15 protein-coding genes are annotated in these 21,504 nt (G+C 60.9%); 13 read left to right on the forward strand and 2 right to left on the reverse strand.

Annotation, left to right across the window (positions count from 1 at the left end):
• The first annotated feature begins 194 nt into the window (after window positions 1–194).
• The 4 genes from cydB (at window position 195) to ACUIAG_RS08215 (ending at window position 6,886) form a co-directional block, all read left to right on the forward strand.
• Window positions 195–1,247, forward strand: a complete 1,053-nt coding sequence (gene cydB / locus ACUIAG_RS08200; protein WP_313838907.1) for a cytochrome d ubiquinol oxidase subunit II — start codon at window positions 195–197, stop codon at window positions 1,245–1,247.
• Window positions 1,248–1,308: 61 nt separating this feature from the next.
• On the forward strand, window positions 1,309–3,252 hold the full coding sequence (locus ACUIAG_RS08205; protein ID WP_445339624.1) for an ABC transporter ATP-binding protein/permease: 1,944 nt from the start codon (window positions 1,309–1,311) through the stop codon (window positions 3,250–3,252).
• A 67-nt stretch (window positions 3,253–3,319) separates the two neighbouring features.
• On the forward strand, window positions 3,320–5,131 hold the full coding sequence (gene cydC / locus ACUIAG_RS08210; protein WP_445339625.1) for a thiol reductant ABC exporter subunit CydC: 1,812 nt from the start codon (window positions 3,320–3,322) through the stop codon (window positions 5,129–5,131).
• A gap of 261 nt (window positions 5,132–5,392) precedes the next feature.
• Window positions 5,393–6,886 carry a cytochrome ubiquinol oxidase subunit I gene (locus ACUIAG_RS08215; protein ID WP_445339626.1) on the forward strand — a complete coding sequence of 498 codons (1,494 nt, stop codon included), beginning with the start codon at window positions 5,393–5,395 and terminating at the stop codon, window positions 6,884–6,886.
• A gap of 249 nt (window positions 6,887–7,135) precedes the next feature.
• Here ACUIAG_RS08215 and ACUIAG_RS08220 read toward each other — a convergent pair whose 3' ends face one another.
• The gene (locus ACUIAG_RS08220) at window positions 7,136–8,095 is read right to left on the reverse strand and encodes a polyprenyl synthetase family protein (RefSeq protein ID WP_445339627.1); all 960 of its coding nucleotides are present in this window, start codon (window positions 8,093–8,095) and stop codon (window positions 7,136–7,138) included.
• Between the two features lie 228 nt (window positions 8,096–8,323).
• Here ACUIAG_RS08220 and ACUIAG_RS08225 point away from each other — a divergent pair, with 228 nt between their 5' ends.
• A complete protein-coding gene (locus ACUIAG_RS08225; RefSeq protein WP_024627602.1) occupies window positions 8,324–9,793 on the forward strand; it encodes a serine/threonine protein phosphatase in 1,470 nt (489 codons plus the stop codon).
• A 10-nt stretch (window positions 9,794–9,803) separates the two neighbouring features.
• Here the strand turns inward: ACUIAG_RS08225 and ACUIAG_RS08230 are convergent, their stop codons facing one another.
• Window positions 9,804–10,592: an IclR family transcriptional regulator gene (locus ACUIAG_RS08230; protein ID WP_045923929.1), complete on the reverse strand. Its 789-nt coding sequence runs from the start codon at window positions 10,590–10,592 to the stop codon at window positions 9,804–9,806.
• A gap of 151 nt (window positions 10,593–10,743) precedes the next feature.
• On the opposite strand from ACUIAG_RS08230, the gene leuC reads away from it, so the two are divergent.
• The 8 genes from leuC (at window position 10,744) to ACUIAG_RS08270 (ending at window position 21,305) form a co-directional block, all read left to right on the forward strand.
• A complete protein-coding gene (leuC, locus tag ACUIAG_RS08235; RefSeq protein WP_045923930.1) occupies window positions 10,744–12,147 on the forward strand; it encodes a 3-isopropylmalate dehydratase large subunit in 1,404 nt (467 codons plus the stop codon).
• Between the two features lie 52 nt (window positions 12,148–12,199).
• Window positions 12,200–12,886 carry a 3-isopropylmalate dehydratase small subunit gene (gene leuD, locus ACUIAG_RS08240; RefSeq protein ID WP_445339628.1) on the forward strand — a complete coding sequence of 229 codons (687 nt, stop codon included), beginning with the start codon at window positions 12,200–12,202 and terminating at the stop codon, window positions 12,884–12,886.
• Window positions 12,887–13,000: 114 nt separating this feature from the next.
• Window positions 13,001–13,960, forward strand: a complete 960-nt coding sequence (locus tag ACUIAG_RS08245) for a lysostaphin resistance A-like protein (RefSeq protein WP_445339629.1) — start codon at window positions 13,001–13,003, stop codon at window positions 13,958–13,960.
• A 167-nt stretch (window positions 13,961–14,127) separates the two neighbouring features.
• Window positions 14,128–16,656: a CPBP family glutamic-type intramembrane protease gene (locus tag ACUIAG_RS08250; RefSeq protein ID WP_445339630.1), complete on the forward strand. Its 2,529-nt coding sequence runs from the start codon at window positions 14,128–14,130 to the stop codon at window positions 16,654–16,656.
• 102 nt (window positions 16,657–16,758) lie between these two features.
• A complete protein-coding gene (locus tag ACUIAG_RS08255) occupies window positions 16,759–17,811 on the forward strand; it encodes a lysostaphin resistance A-like protein (protein ID WP_445339631.1) in 1,053 nt (350 codons plus the stop codon).
• A 139-nt stretch (window positions 17,812–17,950) separates the two neighbouring features.
• On the forward strand, window positions 17,951–19,282 hold the full coding sequence (gene murA, locus ACUIAG_RS08260) for a UDP-N-acetylglucosamine 1-carboxyvinyltransferase (RefSeq protein WP_445339632.1): 1,332 nt from the start codon (window positions 17,951–17,953) through the stop codon (window positions 19,280–19,282).
• Window positions 19,283–19,296: 14 nt separating this feature from the next.
• The gene (locus ACUIAG_RS08265; RefSeq protein ID WP_045923934.1) at window positions 19,297–20,190 is read left to right on the forward strand and encodes a lysophospholipid acyltransferase family protein; all 894 of its coding nucleotides are present in this window, start codon (window positions 19,297–19,299) and stop codon (window positions 20,188–20,190) included.
• A 113-nt stretch (window positions 20,191–20,303) separates the two neighbouring features.
• Entirely contained in the window at window positions 20,304–21,305 is a 1,002-nt protein-coding gene (locus ACUIAG_RS08270) for an NAD(P)H-dependent glycerol-3-phosphate dehydrogenase (protein ID WP_445339633.1), read from the forward strand.
• Window positions 21,306–21,504 lie beyond the last annotated feature (199 nt).

Consider the following 21,504-nt stretch of genomic DNA (forward strand, 5'->3'; position numbering starts at 1 on the left):
GTCCCGTCCCAGCCTCGGATTGGATCGTTCTGGGCGACGATGGCCATCGGCCCTGCGTCCATCGACATTATTGACTACCTCCTGCTCCTCCTCATTCTGGCGAAGACCGTGGCCGACTGTGGCCTCCGCCAGAATGTTGGAGGCCCCCGTGCCCGTGCGCGGATCGGCAGGAGCGAGAGGAGAGTGGCATTAGCATGAGTTTTCTACAAGGTTTGTGGTTCTTCGTCATCGGCCTGCTTTTTGCAGGATTCCTTCTGCTTGAAGGATTCGACTTTGGCGTTGGCATGGCTACCAGGTTCGTGGCCCGCGATGGTGATGAGCGCGCCACCTTCATGAGGGCTATTGGCCCCCACTGGGATGGCAACGAGGTCTGGCTGATCACCGCCGGCGGCGCTATGTTTGCTGCTTTCCCACTCTGGTACGCCTCCCTCTTCTCCGGGTATTACCTCCTGCTCTTCCTGGTGCTGGTCTCCCTGATCCTGCGCGGCGTCTCTTTCGAGTTCGCCTCCCACGCGCTGACCAGCCGTGAGCGTGGTGTCTGGCAGTGGGCCAACTTCATCGGCTCGCTCTTTGCGCCATTCTTCCTGGGCATGATGCTGACCAGCCTGATCCAGGGCATTCCCATGGATAAGAACGGCGATGCGTGGCCCGGGTTCTTCGACGTGTTCAACTGGTTGTCTGTGGTCGGCGGCATCGCTGTCGTCTTCTTCAGCTTCGTTCATGGCCTGCACTTCCTGAGCCTGAAGATGGGGGTCATGGATTCCCGTCGGATGCTCAACGTCAGCCAGAAGGCTTACTGGATCGCCTATCCGGCTCTGGTCGTCTTCGTGCTCCTGGCCATCTTCAACACCGACTTCTACAAGGCGCGTCCCCTGTCCACCTGGCTGATCACCGTAATTATCCTGGCCTCGGTTATTGGAGGTCACGTTGCCGTTTTCAAGAAGCATGGCGGCTACGCTTTCACCTGCTCGGGCATCACCCTGATGGCCATCATCGCCTTTATCTTCAACGGGCTCTTCCCGCGGGTGATGATCGCTGATGATCCGGCCCACAGCCTGCTGATTCAGGATGCTTCGGCTTCGCCGCTGACCATGAAGATCATGACTGTGGTGCTTTGCATCTTCCTGCCCATCATGCTGGCCTACTTCATCTGGAGCTACTTCATCCAGCGCAAGCGGCTGGACACCGATGGTGCCCATCTGGCCTCTCCTGTGGCCCCTTCGGCCACTGTGGCTGAGACCGTCTGAAAGTTAAAGGAGGCAGGGGGGCAGTGCTGGCAGGACCGGAGCGCATCCGGAGGATAATGCATTGATTGACAAAAATCTCTTCCGTTTCGACGGAGTCCGGTCCACATTGGGTCTGCTGGCCGCACTGTCCCTGGTCCAGGGAATAGGCGTGGTGGTTCAGGCCTATGGGTTGACCCTGGCTCTGGTACGTATTTGGCACCTTCAGAACCTCAAGGTGCTGGTGGTGCCGGCACTGATCTTTCTGGCCGCCTACACCTGTCGACAGCTCTGCGATGTGGCCAAGGATCGTTTTGCCACTGACCGTGCCGACGCCATCGTAGCCGAACTTCGGCCCCGTATTCAGGACAAGGTCTTCTCGCTGGGGCCGTCGGCTCTGGCCCGGCGTGGCACGGGCTCGGCCGTCACCATGCTGGTGGATGGGCTTGACCAGGTGCGCACCTACGTGCTGACGGTCCTGCCAAAGATGATGGATCTCATTTTCATCCCATTGATTGTCTTGGTTGTGGTCTGGACCCAGGATGCAGGTTCCGGGCTCATCCTCCTGCTCATGTTGCCCCTGCTTATCTTCTTCATGGTCATCCTGGGCCTGGCAGCCAGGGATCGTTCCAGCCGGCAGTACGCTCAGTTCCGCAAGCTCAACACCAGGTTCATGGATACGGTCCTGGGCCTGCCGACCCTGAAGATGCTGGGCATTGACAAGGAGTACGAGGACGAGATCTATTCGGTCTCGGACCGCTTCCGCAAGAGGACCATGAGCGTTATCAGGGTGGCCATGACCTCCACATTTGCTCTGGACTTCTTTGCCACCTTGGCCATCGCCATCATGGCTGTCTTCCTGGGCAACAATCTGATCAATGCCAAGGTGGAGCTCTTTCCAGCCCTACTGGCCCTGATTCTGGCCCCTGAGTACTTCATGCCCATCCGCCAGTTCGGAGACGACTTCCACGCCACGCTGAACGGCAAGAACGCCTTGGACGATATTGCGGATATGCTGGCGCAACCAGAGCCCAAGCGCTTGGAGGAACTGGACTGGTCCGGGTGGAAGGAGGACAGCCGCCTGCGCCTGGAAGGAATAGACTTCGCCTATCCTGGCCCCAAGCCGGTAGAGAGCAACGCTTCAGCCGGGGCGCAGATGGATGCCATGGCCAAGTCCGAGAGCCAAAAGTCCGGCAAGAAGAGCAGCAAGCGCAAGTCTTCCAAGGTTCATGACGGTAATGGGGAAGCGGCCTCGGCTGAGGTCGGTTCCACGGCATCGCAGGGAACTGGAGACGAGGCAGCTGTGGATTCGCAGGAACAGCCTCTGGCACTGAGCGGCCTGGACTTCAACCTGAATGGTTTTTCCAAGGTGGCCATTGTCGGTCGTTCTGGAGCCGGCAAGTCCACGTTGATGGATCTGCTGGCCGGCTTTGACCAGCCCAAGGCAGGCGCCATCGACCTGGATGGTCATCAGCTGGAGCATTGCAACGTGGCTGCCTGGCAGCGGCACATCAGCTACATTCCGCAGAACCCCTTCATCTTCCACGGCACAGTGGCCGACAACATCCGCTTCTACAAGCAGGATGCAGACGATGCCGCCGTGGCCCGTGCAGCCGACCGAGCCGGATTGACCGACTGGCTGCAAACATTGTCTGACGGTCTGGATACGCGGATTGGAGAGGGCAACCGAGGCATCAGCGGCGGCCAGGCCCAGCGAATTGCCCTGGCCAGGGGGATCCTTGACCCTTCACGCGAGATTCTGTTCTTTGACGAGCCCACAGCCCACCTGGACATCGAGACCGAATACGACCTGAAGCAGACCCTGCTGCCCATCATGGACGGGCACCTGGTTGTCCTGGCCACCCACCGGCTACACTGGCTGGCCAACATGGACTGGGTGATCATGCTGGAGCATGGACGAATTGTCGCCCAGGGCGATCCGCGCAAGCTGATTGGTCAAGGCGGACCCTTGGATGCGCTGATCGATGAGATGGGAGGGAACCAGATTGCCGACTACCAGCAGGACTGAAACCGCCGGAAGAAATGGCACGGGATCGTCGAAGACCTCCCGCCGCGGCCGCGGGCTGTCAGGCTACATGCATATCTGGCACCGGGACCATTGGTTCTGGCCCTACCTGCGTGAAAACAAGGGGCTGCTTGCCCTGATCTTCTTCCTGGGGACCATCACTTTCGTGTGCGCGGCTGGGCTGATGTTCACATCGGGATTCCTGATCAGCAGGTCGGCCCGCCATCCCTTCAACATCTTCGCCGTATACGTGCCGGTGGTCCTTACCAGGGCCTTCGGCATCGGACGACCCACATTCAAGTACATGGAGCGCATCAAGAGCCATGACTGGGTGCTCCGGGTGGTTTCCAAGCTGCGGGTTCAGCTCTACCGCACCCTCTCGCAGGATGCGGCCTTCCTGAACGAGCATGAGCGCACAGGCACGGTCCTGGGCATGCTTTCGGACGATCTGGACCATCTGGAGAACTTCTACCTGCGCACCATCTTCCCCACGGTCGTAGCCTATATGATGTGGGTGGTGGTGACCATCGCCGTAGGCGTCTTCTCCTGGCTGACCTCGCTCCTGCTTTTCCTGCTTTTCGCCCTGATCCTGATCCTGATCCCGCTGGTCTCGCTGGCTTATTCAGACGGGCGTTACGACATGGAGAAGGCACGGCGACAGGATCAATACACTGCAGTGACCGAGAGCTACATGGGCCTGGGGGATTGGGTGATTACCCGCCGTCGGCAGCGCTTCGTGGACACGGCGTCCGGTGACTTCAACGACATCGCCACCGGCCGCAAAGAGCAGAAGCGGTTTGAACGCTGGCGCAACTGCGGCATCCAGATGATTTTCGCCCTCATGGTGGTGGCTCTGATTGTTGGAGCGGATCTGCGTATGACCAGCTCCACCTCCATTGCGGACTTCGCGGCAGCCGTGGTCCTGGCGGTTTTCCCTCTGGTCGACTGCTTCATCGTGGTCTCCCAGGCCGTGGCCGAGGTTCCCCTCTACACAGACTCGCTGGACCACCTGAATGATCTGACCGAGCGGGTCGAGTCCCGGCGAATTGAGCCGAGCGCCCAGACCAGGCTGGAGGGGCCGATCAAGTCAATCGTCTTCGACCATGTCAGCTTCTCCTATGGTCCTGATGACCCCCTGCTGCTGGACGACTTCAGCCTGCGAATCGAAGGTGGGCAGCGCGTGGCCCTGCTCGGTCCCAGCGGCGAGGGCAAGACGACGGTCCTTCAGCTGCTCCTGGGCGACCTGCGCCCCACCAGTGGCCGCATCCTGATCAATGGAATACCGGTCGATGCCTTGCAGGATCAGCGTCCTGAGCTCTTTGGCTACCTGAACCAGCAGGCCTTCCTCTTCAACACCACCATCGCCTCCAACGTGCGTCTGGGCGCTCCCCAGGCCGATGATGATCAGGTTCGCCAGGCTCTGAAGGCTGTACAGCTGGATCAGGTCGTAGATGACATGCCCCAGGGAATCGACACGCCGGTGGATGAGGCCGGCGGCCGTCTTTCAGGCGGGCAGCGCCAGCGTCTGGCCCTGGCCAGGATTGTGCTCAAGCGCACGCCGATCATTCTTCTGGATGAGCCAACCATCGGTCTGGATCCCATAACCGAGCGGCGGCTCATGGCCATGATCTTCAAGGTCAGCCAGGACCGCACCCTTCTTTGGGTGACCCACCACCTCCAGGGGCTGGAGGAGGCCGACCAGGTCATCTTTATGCAGGATGGTCATATAGCCATGCAGGGTCGACCTGTTGATTTGTACCATGAGAACGCCCGTTTCCGTGAACTTTATCGCATGGATGTCTCGGACGTGGACAATGGTGCCGGTCAAGGGATATACTTAAAGAAGCAGTCAGATTCAGATGGACGGAACCCTGTTGAATGACCATCAGGCTGTTTCCCGAGCAATGAATTTTGCACGGTTGTCGGGTCGCCGATCTTGTCGGATGGCTTCCCGGCCGGTCACCGTGCGCCGTCGGTTCATGGACTGGACGGAAAGGAAACCGGAGCCCGTGGAAGCGACCAGGTCGCGAAGTCGGGGAGAGCTGAAAGGTTCTTGTGGGCACAAGCCTGGTCATATCTGAATCCGTCCGGATCCGACCCGTGTACCCGCGCCCGACGAACCCTGCAGAGATTGGGAGGAACGATGTTCACTGTATTGGGATTGTCTAGATTCCAGTTCGCCATGACGACGATATTCCACTTCTTCTATGTCCCTATGACCATCGGTCTGGCCCTGGCGGTCGCCATCATGGAGACTACCTATGTGGTGACCAAGAAGGATGTCTACAAGAAGATGACCATGTTCTGGTCCAAGATCTTCCTGCTCTCTTTCGCGGTCGGCGTGGTCACGGGCATCATCCAGGAGTTCCAGTTCGGCATGAACTGGTCAAACTACTCCAGGTTCATGGGTGACATCTTCGGTGCCCCCCTGGCCATCGAGGCCCTGCTGGCCTTCTTCCTGGAGTCCACTTTCATCGGCGTGTGGATGTTCACTTGGAATAGGTTCAAGCCGGCCGTGCATGTGATCTTCATCTGGCTGACCTTCCTGGGTTCCTCCATGTCGGCCATCTGGATTCTGGCTGCCAACAGCTTCATGCAGCACCCGGTTGGTTTCGAGATCAACCAGGCCACTGGTCATGTGCGGTTGCGCAGCTTCGGTGATGTCATGTCCAATCCCCAGCTGTGGATCGAGTTCCCCCACGTCTTCTTCGCCGCCGTCTGCACAGGGGCTTTCGTGGTCATGGGCTGCAGCGCCTTCAGCCTGCTGAGAATGCACATGGGGAACAAGGATCAGGCCGTGGCTGCTGTCGAGGCCGACTCCGAGAAGCAGGCCAAGGTCAACCTGTTCACCAAGTCCATTCGTCTGGCCGCCCTGCTTGGTCTTATCGGTTCCATCTGCGTGATCACCTACGGTGATTTGCAGGGCAAGTACATCGTGACCGATCAGCCCATGAAGCTGGCCGCCACCGAAGGCATCTACGAGGACACCGGCGATCCCGCTCCTTGGAATGCCGTGGCTCTGATCAATGAGAAGGACCATAAGATTGAAGGGTCCGTCGAGATTCCCGGAGCCATGTCACAGCTGGCTTACGGCAAGAAGACAGGCGCCGTCAAGGGCATGAACACTGTAAACAAAGAGCTGCACGAGAAGTACGATGCCAAGTATGGCAAGGATATGAACTACTACGTGCCGGTCACCACCCTATTCTGGGTCTTCCGTCTGATGGTCGGAATCGGGTTTGCCTTTGCCCTGATATCAGCATTGGTGCTCTGGTTCACACGTAAGAAGAAGAACACCCTGTTCACCACACGCTGGAAGCTCTGGATCATGGGTATCTTTACCTTCGCCCCCTTCGCTGCGACGACCAGTGGCTGGCTGGTGACTGAGCTTGGACGCTATCCATGGCTGGTTTATGGTTATCAGACCATTGCCGATGGAGTTTCGCCCACCAGCACAGTGCCGAACCTGCTCTTCACCTGCATTGTCTACTTCCTGCTCTTCCTGGTTCTGGGCGGAGTCATGGTCTTCTACACCAGGAGGACCCTGCACCAGGGACCCTTCTACAAGCCGGACGACGGCAATGGATCCCAGCCTGCCAAGGTGCACGGCGCACCAGCTCGGGTGGCCCTGGCCTAATGGTCGGCTGACCTTAAACACTCCCTTCCCCTTCGGCAAATCCCCCGCTTCGGATCGTATGGTCCGGAACGGGGAATTTGCTGTCATAGGGTGTTTGTCATCAGCGGCTGCCAGCTGTGGTGAGATTCAGAAAAGAGAGCAATGCCAAGCATGAAGTGGCAGATATGACGGATGTTCGGCTCGCGGCTGATAGGAGGCTGGTCTCACTCGCTCTAGCTATGCTGCGCCGGTTCCGTCGCGCCGATTCGGTCAGACCTGGGCAGTCAGCTTGCTTACAATCCGCTGCAGCAAGCTGCGTATGCCCTCAGGCATTGGGGAATCCTCCAGGCTGTCTGAAGCCCGCCGCAGATAGTCTTTGGCGGTTTGACGGCTGCTTTCCATCAACTGGGGATGTGCTCTGAGGTAGTCGACTACCTGTTCGGGATCGTCCTGCTGGACCAGGGTTCTGAAGCTCTCATCCTTCTGGAACCCCAACAGAACCGGCAGAGTGTAGATTCCGTCGCGGATATCCTCCAGCTTGGGCTTGCCGGTGTCGCGATCCAGATCAAAATCGTTGATGTCATCGATGATCTGGAAGGCCATGCCTAGATTGCCGCCGAAGTCTCTGGCGGTCTGCTCCAATGCCGGGTCAATTGGCTGGCCGTCAAGGCGGATCCCGGTCAGGCAGGCCAGACGGAAGAGGGCTGCGGTCTTGCCGGAGATGGCTCTGTCGTAATCGTCAATGGTTATGTGGGTGTGGTGGCGGTCGGACTCCTGGTAGAGCTCTCCACCTACGATCTCGCAGACCGTGCCGGCCTGTTCGCGGATAAAGCCTGTGTCAGGAGCGATGGAGGCCATGATCTCCATGTAGCGGGAGAGGATCAGATCACCTAGATAGATGGCGGCCTTGTTGCCCCGGATGGTGTGGACCGTGGGCTTGTTGCGGCGGATGGGGGCGTTGTCCAGAACGTCGTCGTGGACCAAGGTAGCTAGATGAAGCATCTCGATGGCGGCGGCGCCGGTGATGATGGTATCGTCCAAGCGTCCTTCGATCTGTGCTCCGGCCCGCGCAAAGAGAACCACCATGGCGGCGCGAATCATCTTGCCGTGGTTATCCAGCAGTCGACGGTAATCCTCCTGATAGGGCGCTACATGAGTACGTTCCTGGTGCAGGCGGTCGACAACCCGCTCAAGATCCTTGCGCAACAGGAGCTCTTGTCCTTCTGCCATGGAGGTACGCTCCCTCTATCTCGTTAAGAACCGCAACGTATCCAATATACCAAGACCAGGGCCAGGTCTGAAGATTGTCGGCCCGGTCCTTGCCGTCATCGTAATCACTGTGGCCTAGCTGACATCAGGGTGCCGGCCTGCGGTGGTGACGTTGCGGCCTGAATCCGATTCGTAAGAGGACTGCATACATCGGCCTAGAGGCGAAGCCAGGTGAAGTAGGCTGGATGTATGAGTCAGCATTACCACGCGGATCAGGTCTCCCCACAAGGCGGCGGGGGAGAGCATGATCGACCGCTGTCCGTTTCGGCCCGGCTGGGGCGACTTCAGTTCCATTACTCAGGCAAGTTCAGACTCCTGCAGCTGGCCGACGTCCAGGAAGGCCCCAAGGTCTCTCCGGACACAATCAGGCTGATAGGCGCGGCTTGCGATGCGGCAAAGCCCGATCTGGTGGTCTTCTCAGGCAACCAGGTGGCCGGTTACGACACGGCCTACGAGCGCACCTTCCGCAAGAGGCGCTGGAGCACTCCCTTGGACGGCATCTATTCTGCTGGTCTGAGCATGGGCGGCGCCTTGGGGCTTGGGGGAGCCTCTCTGAAGCGCTCTGCCAAGTCCCAGGATGGCCAGGCTGCTGCGGACCGCCGGGAACCAGATCGCAGGGATGCCGAGCGTGTACGCCAGCAGAACATCAAGCACACTGAGGATCTGGTCCGCAGAACCGTTGGCCTGATCACCGGCCCACTGGTTGAACGCGGGATCCCCTTCGTCGTCACCTATGGCAACCATGACTTCCAGTGTGGGCTGGACACCGATCAGATGGACGCCATCTATCGGGAGGTGCCCGGTTGCCTGAACCCAGAGGCTACGGTCGCCCATCCTGATCGGGTCCATGCGCTGATCGGGTCGGCCCTGCCCTCCCAGACGGCTTTCGTCTGCGCTCCGGGCACCTTCGCGCTGCCTGTGGCGGATTGCGACGGTCACGGGGTGGTCATGGGCCTGGTCCTGCTGGACTCTGGCGACTATGCCCGGGCAGGAGGCTATGGCTCACCGTCGGCGCAGGCCCTGGACTTTCTGGCGGCCGCTCCCGATCTTCTGGGCAATCGTTCCATAGTCTTCCAGCACATGCCTATTCCCCAGTTCTACGATCTGCTCAAGCCGGTGCCAGCCACCACAGCCTATGCGGTCCAGGGCTACAGAAGTTTCGACTCCCGTTGCTACATCCTGGACGAATCGCGCACCTGCCCCGGCTCCTACCTGGGCGAGGGGGTCTCCTGCCCGGATGAGGACAGCGGCGAGTATGACCTGCTGACCCGGAACCGGGGCTATTTCGCCCTCTTCGCCGGGCATGACCACCGCAATGGCTTTGTCGGCCGTAGCGGAGATCTGACGCTGGGGGCCACGCCTACATGCGGATTCGGCTCATACGGTCCGGTGCCCAGCAAGCGGGCTGCCCGGCTCTTCGAGTTCGACATCCGCCATCCCCATCATCCTCGCACTCAGCTCCTGGAGTTCGGGCAATTGGTGGGGCGGCCAGGATCCCACAAGGTCTACACCTTCGCCATGAGCCATGTGCCCACCTCCACCGGGGACGCGGTCAACCTCTTGCGTCGGCCCGGGTTCTTGGCGGGCGGCCTGACGGCTCTTGCCGGGCTGATCGCCTCCTGGGGATCCAGCAGGCGGCGGTCAGGACCAAGGCGTTAGGAATTCCCGCTCAGACCCTGCGACGGGCGGGAGATGAGGCTCGCAGCAGGGCTTCTGTCAGATATTTGCCGGCGGCCATGACCAGGGGGGCGTAGCGCCTTCCCGGCGTGGTGGACATGCGGTTGACCGGCCCGGAGATGGATATGGCGGCCATGACCTGCCCGGATCCGTTGCGGATGGGGGCAGAGATGGAGCAGACGCCTTCTTCCCGCTCGTTGATGGATTCGGCCCAGCCGCGCTTGCGGACCGTGGCCAGGGTCGCTGCGTTGAACTTGGCGTGCCGCAGACCCTGATGGAGGCGCTCGGGTTCCTCCCAGGCCAGCAGAATCTGCGCTGCCGACCCGGCCTCCATGGACAGCAGGGCGCCTACGGGGATGGAGTCGCGCAGGCCCGAGGCGCGTTCCACCGCGGCGATGCAGACACGGACTTCGCCTTGGCGGCGGAAAATCTGGGCTGACTCGCCCGAACGGTTGAGCAGTGTATGCAGGATGGGCCCCGAGGCGGTCAGCAGTCGATCCTCGCCAGCGGCAGCGGCCAGCTCGGCGAAGCGGGAGCCTAGGACGAAGCGGCCATGCGCGTCCCGCAGCACGAAGCGGTGGCGCTCCAAGGCGATGGCCAGTCGGTGGGCTGTGGGTCGAGCCAACCCTGTGGCGTTGACCAGCTGGCCCAGGGTCATGGGTCCGGTCTCCAGGGTGTCCAGAATTCGCACCGTCTTGTCCAAAACGCCGACGCCCGAATGAATCTCCTCCTGATGCATGTTCGGATCATTTGCGGAGGGATATCTGTCGTCATCGTTCATAGAAGGTGTGTCCATGGTTGAATTATGCCATCTCAGTATATGAAATGCAAAAGTTCATAACGGTTGGGCAGTTCCATACTCGGTGGTAAGAGGCCGGCGGGGTGCCGATGAGATTGGTGCCCCGGCTGGTCGCAGGTTTTCAGGAGGCGATATGGGACGCACAATGGCGGAAAAGGTCTGGGCCGATCATTTGGTCAGAAAGGGCCAGGGAGGCGAGCCCGATCTGATCTACATCGATCTGCAGCTTATGCACGAGGTGACCAGCCCACAGGCATTCGAGGGGCTGCGCCTGGCAGGCCGCAAGATCCGTCACCTGGACCAGGTCATCGCCACCGAGGATCACAACACCCCCACCATCGACATCGATCGGCCCATCGCCGACAAGGTCTCGGCCCTGCAGATCTCCACCCTGGAGCGCAACTGCCGGGAGTTCGGGGTTCGTCTGCATCCCTTGGGGGATGCCGATCAGGGCATTGTCCACGCTTTTGCACCCGTCCTGGGACTGACGCAGCCCGGCATGACCATCGTCTGCGGCGATTCGCATACCTCGACCCACGGGGCCTTCGGGGCCCTGGCTTTCGGCATCGGCACCTCCGAGGTGGAGCATGTTCTCGCCACCCAGACCCTGAGCCTGAAGCCTTTCAAGACCATGGCCATCACCGTCCGCGGGCAGCTCAAGCCGGGCGTGGGCGCCAAGGACGTCATCCTGGCCGTCATCGCCAAGATCGGCACTGGCGGCGGCCAAGGGCACGTTCTGGAGTACCGGGGCGAGGCCATTCGGCGCATGTCCATGGACGCGCGCATGACCATCTGCAACATGTCCATCGAGGCCGGGGCGAGGGCCGGGATGATCGCGCCGGACGATACCACCTTCGCTTACTTGGAGGGCCGGCCGCACGCCCCAAAGGGGGCCATGTGGGATCAGGCACTGGACTACTGGCGTACCCTGCCCACCGATCCGGACGCAGTCTTCGACAAGGAGGTCATCCTGGATGCCGACCAGCTGACCCCCTACGTGACCTGGGGCACCAATCCCGGACAGGGTCTGCCCATTGCCGCTGATGTGCCTGTGCCCGAAAAGATCGCCGACCCGGCCAAGCGCCAGGCAGCCCAGGAGGCCATCGACTACATGGGTCTGAAGCCAGGGATGCCCATCCGGGACATCGCCGTGGACACCGTGTTCATTGGTTCTTGCACCAACGGGCGCATCGAGGATCTGCGCGCGGCGGCAGCCATCATGAAGGGACACCACAAGGCCAAGAACCTGCATCGCGTCTTGGTGGTTCCGGCCTCTTCGCGAGTTCGCATTCAGGCCGAAAAGGAGGGGCTGGATCGCATCTTCGAGGACTTTGGAGCCGAATGGCGCAACGCTGGCTGCTCCATGTGCCTGGGCATGAACCCCGACCAGCTGGTGCCGGGGGAGCGCTCCATCTCCACATCCAACCGCAACTTCCAGGGTCGTCAGGGCAAGGGCGGCAGGACGCATCTGGCCTCGCCCGAGGTGGCCGCTGCGACGGCCATCCGGGGAACCATATGCTCCCCGGCCGATCTGTAAGCCCATCAATCATTCGTCATCGTCATCGCCATCCAGCAGGCAGGAGGTCATCATGGAGCCACTTTCCGTTGTCACCGGGGTCGGGGTGCCCTTGCGCCGCTCCAACGTCGACACCGATCAGATCATCCCCGCCGTATTCCTGAAGCGGGTGCAGAAGACCGGCTTCGAGGACGCGCTCTTCTACGCCTGGCGAAGGGATCCGAATTTCGTGCTCAACCGGCCCGAATATTCAGGTGCCCGAGTTCTGGTGGCCGGGCCGGACTTCGGCATCGGCTCCTCGCGCGAGCATGCGGTCTGGGCTCTGCGGGACTACGGTTTCCGCGTGGTCATCGCCCCCCGCTTCGCCGATATCTTCTATGGGAACACCGCCAAGAACGGTGTTCTGGCCGCCATCATGCCCCAGGAATCAGTGGAGTTGCTCTGGAAACTCCTGGAGGAGGACCCCGGCATCGAGATGACTGTGGATCTGGGCGCTCGCACGGTCACCTGCGCGGATGTGACTCTGCCCTTCCAGGTAGACGACTACGTGCGGTGGCGGCTCATGAACGGTTACGACGACATTGATCTGACCCTCCAGCACGAGGATGACATCCGTGCCTATGAGCGTATGCGGGCCGAGCGATTCCCCTTCAAGCCGCGTACTCTGCCGGCCCAGCACATGCCAGAAGAGCCGGTCACTTCAGCCAGGGAGGGTCAAATCGACTGGCCTGGACCCCTGGCTGACCGCGGCATCATTTGACCGACGGGCCGTGAGCCCTCATATGAAAGCCATTTGCTCCCTCTTCGCTTACCATGGAATGAGACAGCCATTGATCGCCTGTGACTAGTTGGCGAGTGAAGAGGAGCGGTTATCATGAGGCACAGCAGCGGCGATGTGCACGACTGGGGCGTTAGACGGGCAGTGAATACCCTAAGTGCTTTTGCCTTCATCTACGTGGCCATAGAGACCCTGGCAGGTCTTTTGGGGGGCAAGGCGGTTCTGCCTGCTCTTTTCCCGCATGCTTCCGAGGCACAGATCAACGGCCCTCTGGGTGACTGGACGGTGGCCATCTCCGTAGTGCTGGCCCTGCTGTTTGCCTTGATCAGCCAGTGGCCGGTCATCGTGGGCCATGAACGCCATGGCCAGGATCAGGTGCAGTGGGTCACTGCGCGACGATTCAGCCTGTTGGCCTTGATCATCGCCCTGGCCTGCTTCTTCCTCAGTCAGCTGGTGGCCGGGGTAGCCAACTCCGGACTGAGCGCCATTCTGTCCAGTACTGGCCTGCATCCGCCGTCCGCACCAGGTGATGGAGGCATGGAAACGCCGATCATGCTCTTCTATGGCATTCTTTTGGGGCCCTTTGCCGAGGAGCTGGTCTTTCGCGGGGTCATCATGAACGGTCTGCGCCGCTTTGGCCGGGTCTTCGCCATTATTACTTCTTCTCTGCTTTTCGGCTTCATGCATGGTTCCTTGGTCCAGGGTCTGTTCGGTTTCATTTCCGGCCTGGTTCTGGGCTATCTGGCCATGGAGTATGGGCTGGTCTGGTCCCTGCTGGTGCACATGCTCAACAACGCTTTCTCTTCAGGATTGTTGGCCAAGTACATGCCTCTGGCGCCCGAGGTAGTCCGCATCGGCCTGGGCTTTCTCATGATCCTGGTGCTGCTGGTTGGTGTCGTCGGGCTGCTGTTCAAGATAAGGACTCTCCGTGATTACTGCCACAGCAATCGCGCTCCCAAGGGAATCTATGCTTCCTGGCGGGCGCCTTGGTTCCTGCTCTTCTGCCTGGCATGCCTGCTGATGGCCCTGAGCGAATTCGTGCCAGGACTGGCCTGACCATACAGTCGATGGCGGCCGGCCCATTGTCGGGATTCCGTCGGGGAAGGGCGGGGTCGGGCTAGACTCGGATATGTATTGTTGATATGAACGTGGGGAAAGGTTCGTGTCGCTGGACGCCCTTGGCGGTCGTACGGCAGTGCATGAAGGGGAAGGATCATCGACGGATGAGGGATGACGAGGATCGCGGCAGCGGCAGCGAGTCTGCTGATGTTCAAAGCGATCAGGGGCGCTGGAAGATGTCGCGCTCCTCTATTGCCCTCATGACTGCAAGCCACAGTGCCAGCAAGGACTACGCCCGTCATTGGGATTATGAGGAAGGGTCCATCGACCTGCCGCCCTTGAGCCTGCCGGGGGAGGCCGTGGATGATGGCTTGGCCTACCCGGGACGGATAGCCCATAGGAAGACCGCGGTTCTGGGTGATGAAGGAGCTGGCGGCAAGGGTGCCAGACCAGTCGGTGAACGACCTTCAGTGCTTCCAGGATCCTATGATTTTTTGGACTCGGTCACCATGGCCAGTCAACCGGGAGTTCCCGCATTTCCCCCTGAAGATCTGCCAGCAGACGGGCATGGCGGAAAGGAGTCTGACAAGGAGTCGTCTCCGCGGCGTGTGGTGGTTCGTCGAGAGCCGGAGGTTGCCAAAGCCACGGAGACCTCGGGGCAACCGGGGCAGCCTGCCGCCAAGGTCGTCTGGTCCTGGACGAAGCCCGAAAAGAACAATGGCCCGGTCTTCTCTTGGAATATGCCCAAGCGTCGTAAGCCGTCCGCAAGCACCCGTGCAGGCAAACCTGCGGCTTCCGCTCCTTCCGCAGTCAGAATAGCTGAACCCAAGTCGGCGACTATGCTCGAGGCGCCCTCGGGTTCCGGCGCTGAGGATTCGATGTCTGCGAAACCGGGTTCGGAGATTCCTGCACCCGCAGCCTCTGTTCATGCGTCTGAGGCCCCTGTGGTATTCGCCGACCGGCCAGTCGTTGTCCGTCGCTCGGATGCCGACTGGGATTCCCTGGTCACTGGTTCATCGGCTTCTGGGGACAACGGTGCTGCTGCACAATCCGTGTCCAGTGGAACCGATCATCAGGGGCGTCGGGTCTGTTCGACTCCACGGGTAGTTGCCCAGCCTGCCGCAGTCGCCGGTGACGGTACCGGTGGTCGGGTCGTTTCGTCAAAGGCTATTGACGGACAGGAGACGGCGCTCGCGCACAAGGATCATGCCGGCCAGCCCATGCAGACCGGTCAGGCAGCGATTGCCGTTCAGCCTGCCCCTGCCGAATCTTCAGAGGCTGTGAACGCAGCTCCGGCGACGCAGTCGGTCGTCCAGTTTGCGTCTTCGCCGACATCCGTATCCGCTCCAGGCGCTTCTGTGGCTCTCGCCGCCAAGGCTGCCGAGGCTGCTGCAGCTGCTGTGGCGGCCAAGGCCAAGTCCTCAGAGACCGAGGAAGCCGCAGCGAATGCAACCAAGCCGACCCGTTCTTCGCATGGTCTTCATTTCGGCCTATCTGCCAGAAGCCGTGAAAGGAAGAGGGGAGCCCGTCGGTCGTCCAAGCGGCAGGCTGCTCGCAACCGTACCCGTCCTTCAGCCGAGTTGGCAGCTCCGCGGGTCGTTTCCAATGCTTCGGCAGGACCGGTCACAGGGACAGGCCGACCGGAGCCAGTCAGCTCGCAGCCGATCGCTGTTCCAAGTGAACTTGACGCTGTCGCGCCAGCTGCTGAAGTTGTGGCCAAACCCACCACCAGCAAGTCCAACACCTACACAGCCAGTTCCGGGGTCCTCCACGCCGTCAACGGACAGGCCGCCTTCGCCTTCGTCTATCTGGCCATATCGGTTCTGGTGCTCATGGTCGGTTCGGGGATGATCCTGCCAGTCGTCATGGAACAGGTCAAGGACCCCAGATCCATCGCCTTCCTATCCGACGGGATTACTCTCCTGTCGGTCCTGCTGGCGCTGACCTATGCCTGCATTTCAGAGTGGAGCGTTATTCGAGGTGTGGATCAGCGGGGACAGGACGCCGTCCGCTGGCGAACGGATCGAAGAATGACCCTGGCGGCTCTGCTGGCCCTGGTCGCGGTGCTCCTGCTGGGCCAAGGGATGGTTCATGAACTGAACAAGTTCTTCAATCACTTCGGTCTGCTTCTGCACATCCCCTCCCTGGCCTCGCACAGCCTACTGGTCACCGGGGCTTCCTCGCCGATGATGGCCCTGTATGCCCTCCTGGCGGTCCCCCTGGCTGAGGAGCTGGTCTTCCGCGGCATCATCCTCAACGGGCTGCGTCGGTATGGCCGGGTCTTTGCCATTCTGACTGCATCCCTGCTCTGCGCCCTGCTGCAGAGTGATCCGGTCTCCGGGCTTTGGATCTTCCTGCTGGGGCTGGCATTGGGATACTGCTCCCTGGAGTATGGTCTGATCTGGGCCGTCGGAGCCCGTGTGCTCGGTGATCTGCTCTTCAGCGGCCTGCCCAATCGATATCTGATGAGCGCCCCGAGAACTGCTCGTCTGTCGATTTTGGCAGTGGCGCTGGTCTTGGTTCTGGCTGGGCTGCTCATGTTCTTCCTGCACCGCACCAGTCTGTTGGATTACCGGCGGCGCTATCGAGCCCCTAAAGGCACATATGTTTCCTGGAGGCAGCCCTGGTTCCTGCTCTACTTGCTGCTCTGCCTGCTGCTGACGGTCTTCAAGTTCGTGCCCGGCCTGCTCTGAGGCATGACGCATTGGCGCTGCGGTGGTGGCGTAGACTTGGACAAGCTGGAGGTCAATGCCGGATGGCCGAACCTGCAGAGGATCATGAAAGGGCATGGTGACATGGGGCAGACAGCGACGGCGCCCGACGCGTCAGGGACCGGGCAGGCTCAAAAGCCCAGACGAGGCGTGGCGGATCGTGCATGGATGAGTGCGGCCAGAGGTATGCTCAACCGTCAGGCCGCCCTGCTGCTGGTCTACCTGCTTATCATCAACAGCGTCGGCCTTCTGTTCGGTGTGCTGGCTCAAATGGAGTGGAATGCCGTGTTTGATCCAGTGCCTGCCCACTCGGGATTTATATATGTGATGAGCCATGCGGACAAGGAGTATGGGGGCATCATCAACCTGATCGCCGCCTGCACAGGCCTCTGCTTCCTGGTCTTCACACGACGTCGGCAGATCTGCGATTCCGGCCCTCTGGGCATCTTCCATACTGATCTGCACCCCATGACCTGGCAGGTGCTGCTGGGATGCTTTGCGCTGACGCTGACCGGGCAGACCCTGGCCGACTGGTATCAGTCAGGCATGGACTGGACCACGGCGCGGCTGGGAGTGCAGCAGTCCTGGACCACGACCGAGCAGATCCAGCAGGCCTCGGGTACCATTCCCATGTTCATCTACGTCAGCCTGCTGGCCCCCGTCATCGAGGAGCTGGTCTTCAGAGGTGCCATCCTGCATGCGCTGAAGTCCTACGGCCACGTCTTCGCCATCGTCACCTCCGCGGTCATGTTCGGTTTCTTCCATGGCGACCTTGGCCAGGGGTTCTTCGCTTTCATCATGGGTCTGCTCCTGGGCTATCTGGCCTGCGAATACTCCATCTTCTGGTCCATAGCCCTGCACGTGTTCAACAATCTGGTCGTCAGCGACGGGCTGGAACTCCTTCTCGGGTTTATGAGCGACAACATGTCCTCCTACATCAACGTGCTCATGATGCTGGCAGGCTTGCTGGCGGCCGTTCTGGTCCTCTATTTGGGCCGTCATCGGATTACCGCTTTTCTGCGGGAAAACCGCACCTATACGAACGTCTATGGCGCCTGGGCCTGCCCATTTTTCATCATGCTGCTGCTGATCATGGGCTTCACGATGCTGACCCCCTTCGTTTCAGCTGGCGCCTGACCAGTATCCGACTGGGTGGACGCCCTATGCCCGAGGCGACAATTCACGGTGTCCCCACACCCCTTGTGGCAGACTTGCAGATAGGGCCGATGATGTGCCAAAGCCCGGCTCTGAGCAGATACGAGAAGGAAGCCGATATATGCCCAAGGTGAATACACAGAATGATGTGCTGCATGTGGTGGGCGGCAGACCCCTGCACGGTACCATCCAGATCCGCGGGGCCAAGAACTTCGTCAGCAAGGCCATGGTGGCGGCCCTTCTGGCTCCCGGTGTTTCAGTGCTTAAGAACGTTCCTGAGATCCGCGATGTCCATGTGGTCTCTGACCTGCTGAGGCTGCACGGGGTCAAGGTGGATGTTCGTCCCCAGGAGGGTGTGGTCACCATCGATGCCAGTCATGTGGAGCTGGCCGACGTGGCTGATGTAGACACCCTGTCGGGCTCTTCCCGCATTCCCATCCTCTTCTCCGGCCCGCTTCTGCATCGGATGGGGGAGGCATTCATCCCCGTTTTGGGCGGATGCCGCATCGGCAGCCGGCCCATCGATTTCCATCTGGAGACCCTGCGCAAGCTGGGGGCCAATGTCGACAAGGAGCATGAGGCCGGCATACACATCACGGCGCCCGATGGTCTGCATGGGGCCAAGATTCACCTGCCCTACCCTTCGGTGGGCGCCACGGAGCAGACTCTGCTGGCAGCCGTCATGGCCGAAGGGCGCACTGAGCTGTCAGGGGCGGCCACCGAGCCCGAAATCATGGACCTGGTGGCGGTCCTGCAGAAGATGGGTGCGCAGATTTCCGTGGATGTGGATCGGACCATCCGCATCGAGGGGGTGCCATCCCTCAAGGGATTCACCCATACCTCCTTGCCCGACCGGATTGAGGCCGCCTCCTGGGCCTCCGCCGCCCTGGCCACCCATGGCGACATCATGGTCAAGGGCGCCCATCAGCCCGATATGATGACCTACCTGAATGTCTTCCGCAAGATCGGCGGCCAGTTCGACGTGCGCGACGACGGCATCCGCTTCTGGCATCCGGGCGGCGACCTGCGGCCCGTGGCCATTGAGACCGATGTGCATCCTGGGTTCATGACCGACTGGCAGCAGCCGCTGGTGGTCGCTCTGACCCAGGCCAAGGGTCTTTCCATCGTTCACGAGACCGTCTACGAGAACCGCTTCGGCTTCACTGAGCCGCTGATTCAGATGGGCGCCACCATCCAGCTCTACAAGGAGTGCCTGGGGTCCCTTCCCTGCCGCTTCCAGCAGCGCAACTTCAACCATTCGGCGGTCATCTTCGGGCCCACCCCGTTGACCGGCCAGGACATCGATGTGCCCGACCTGCGTGGCGGCTTCAGCCACCTGATCGCCGCGCTGACGGCCTCCGGTCCCTCCACCGTCCACGGCATCTCCCTGATCGACCGCGGCTACGAAGACTTCCGCGACAAGCTGCTGGCCCTGGACGCGCAGATCGACTGATCCGGCAGGCATAGATGGCTTCCAAAGGCAAACCTTCCCCACGCTCTGCGGTGCCGGCCCTGTCCGACCAGCAGGTGGCCCTGTTGGCCCAGCGGCACAGGTTGGTGGATCCGACCCGCTACTATCCCACTGGACACCGCATACCGGCCCTGGATGAGATAGACGGCCAGCACCCTGTGGGGACTACCCGTCTGTTGCGCGGAGTCTCCCAGGTGGTGCGAGACTCCTGCCGGGTCTATGCCTGGGGCCTGGAACGGGTGCCGCAGAGCGGCCCCTTTATCACCGCAGCCACCCATGTGACCCAGTTTGACGTTTTCATTCCCATGATGGCGCTCTTCCACCTGGGTCGCCGTCCCCGATACATGGCCAAGGCCGAAATGGCCCATTGGCCCCTTATCGGCAGCTGGTTCCGCATGGTGGGCATGCAGCCGGTGGAGCGCAAGTCAGGCAAGGCCAGGTCGATTGAGGAGGAGTCGATCAGCATTATCACCTCGGGCAGGCCACTGACCATTTGGCCCGAGGGAACCGTGACCCGTGATCCTCTGAAGTGGCCCATGTCGCTTAAGCCCGGTGTCGGATTCATCGCCCTGGAAGCCTCGCGACAGCTGGGTCGCATGGTTCCCCTGTATCCCAGCATCACCTGGGGGGCGGCTTCGATCAATCACAAGTGGCCCTGGCCTCGAAAGAACGTGGTCATGTGCTATGACCGGCTCCTTGACTATTCCGACCTTCTGGAAGACGTGGATCAGTGGGGAGCGGAACCCCCCAAACAGTCCGTGCATGCCCTCTGTGTCCGCCTACGCAACCGGATGGAGGAGGTCATGGCCGAGATCCGTGGCGAAGAGCCCCCAGCGGCTGGATACTTCGATTACGTGACCATGACCCGTCGGCCCAGAAGCGAGCAATAAGGCCGGAACCCGCCTCTAATTCCAGCTGCCTGGCGGCGGTGTCATAGGATGGTAGAGACAAGAATAAGGCTGCTGGTCGGCGTTCCCGTGCGCACGGCATTATGCAAAGGAGAATGATGACGAAGATCGCGGTATTGGGAGCAGGCGCATGGGGAACCGCTTTTGCCCAGGTATTGGCTGACGCAGGCAATCAGGTGATCATGTGGGACATTGACCCGGATGTCGTGGACGAAATCAACAGCAAGCGTTCGAATGCCCGCCGCCTGCCGACCGTGGAAAGGCTGCCCGATGCCATCAGCGCTGAGGGTGACCGGGCCAAGGCTGTCTCGGGGGCTGAAATCGTGATCGTGGCCATAGCCGCTCAGCATGCCTGTGAGGCCTTGACGGAATTCAAGGGTCTGCTGGGTCATGATGCCATTGTGGTTTCCCTGATGAAGGGGATTGAACGGGGCACTGACAGACGGATGGATCAGGTGGTCCGCCAGACACTGGATCTGGACTCAGCCAGGTTCGCGGCTGTCTCCGGCCCCAACCTGAGCAAGGAGGTGGCCGCCCGCGAGCCGAGCGCCACCGTGGTCGCCAGCACTGATGCCGATACAGCCATGAGAGTAGCCCGTGCCTGCACGAACGACTATTTCAAGGCCTTCGTCTCGGACGATGTGATCGGCCTGGAAATGTGCGGGTCGCTGAAGAACGTCACTGCGCTGGCAGTCGGGATGTCACGAGGGGCTGGATTCGGGGAGAACACAGCCGCCATGATCCAGGCCAGGGGTCTGGCTGAACTCACTGCTCTGGGGGAGGCCTGCGGGGCCAAGTCCAAGACCTTCGCCGGTCTTGCCGGGGTCGGCGACCTGGTGGCCACCTGCGGTTCATCCCTGAGCAGGAACTACACCTTTGGCTTTAACCTGGGTCAGGGCAAAAGCATTGAGGAAGCCACTCGCGTCAGCAAGGGTGTCGCCGAGGGCGTGCCCACCACCGATGCTGTCGTCGCCCTGGGCAGGCGTTACCAGGTGGCGACCCCGCTGGCTACGGCCATGAGCCATGTGCTGGGTCAAGGTCTGAGCTGCCGGGGCATGATCGACGAGCTGTTCGGGTGGCAGATCACCACAGAGTGAGTCTGGTGGCCATCAGAACATTCTGATGACTATGGAGGGCGCGAAGACTTTGAAGCCGGCGCTACCAGCATTGTGCTTGACGATATATGGTTTTCCGGATCAATCGCGTGTCTGACTTGTCCGGTGCCTGCGTCAGCTCGACCATGCCTGTTCGTGCCAAGCTTGTGGATGAGCGACCCTGACCAGGCCTTGCTGCCCG

The organism is Bifidobacterium sp. ESL0825 (genome assembly GCF_052606465.1).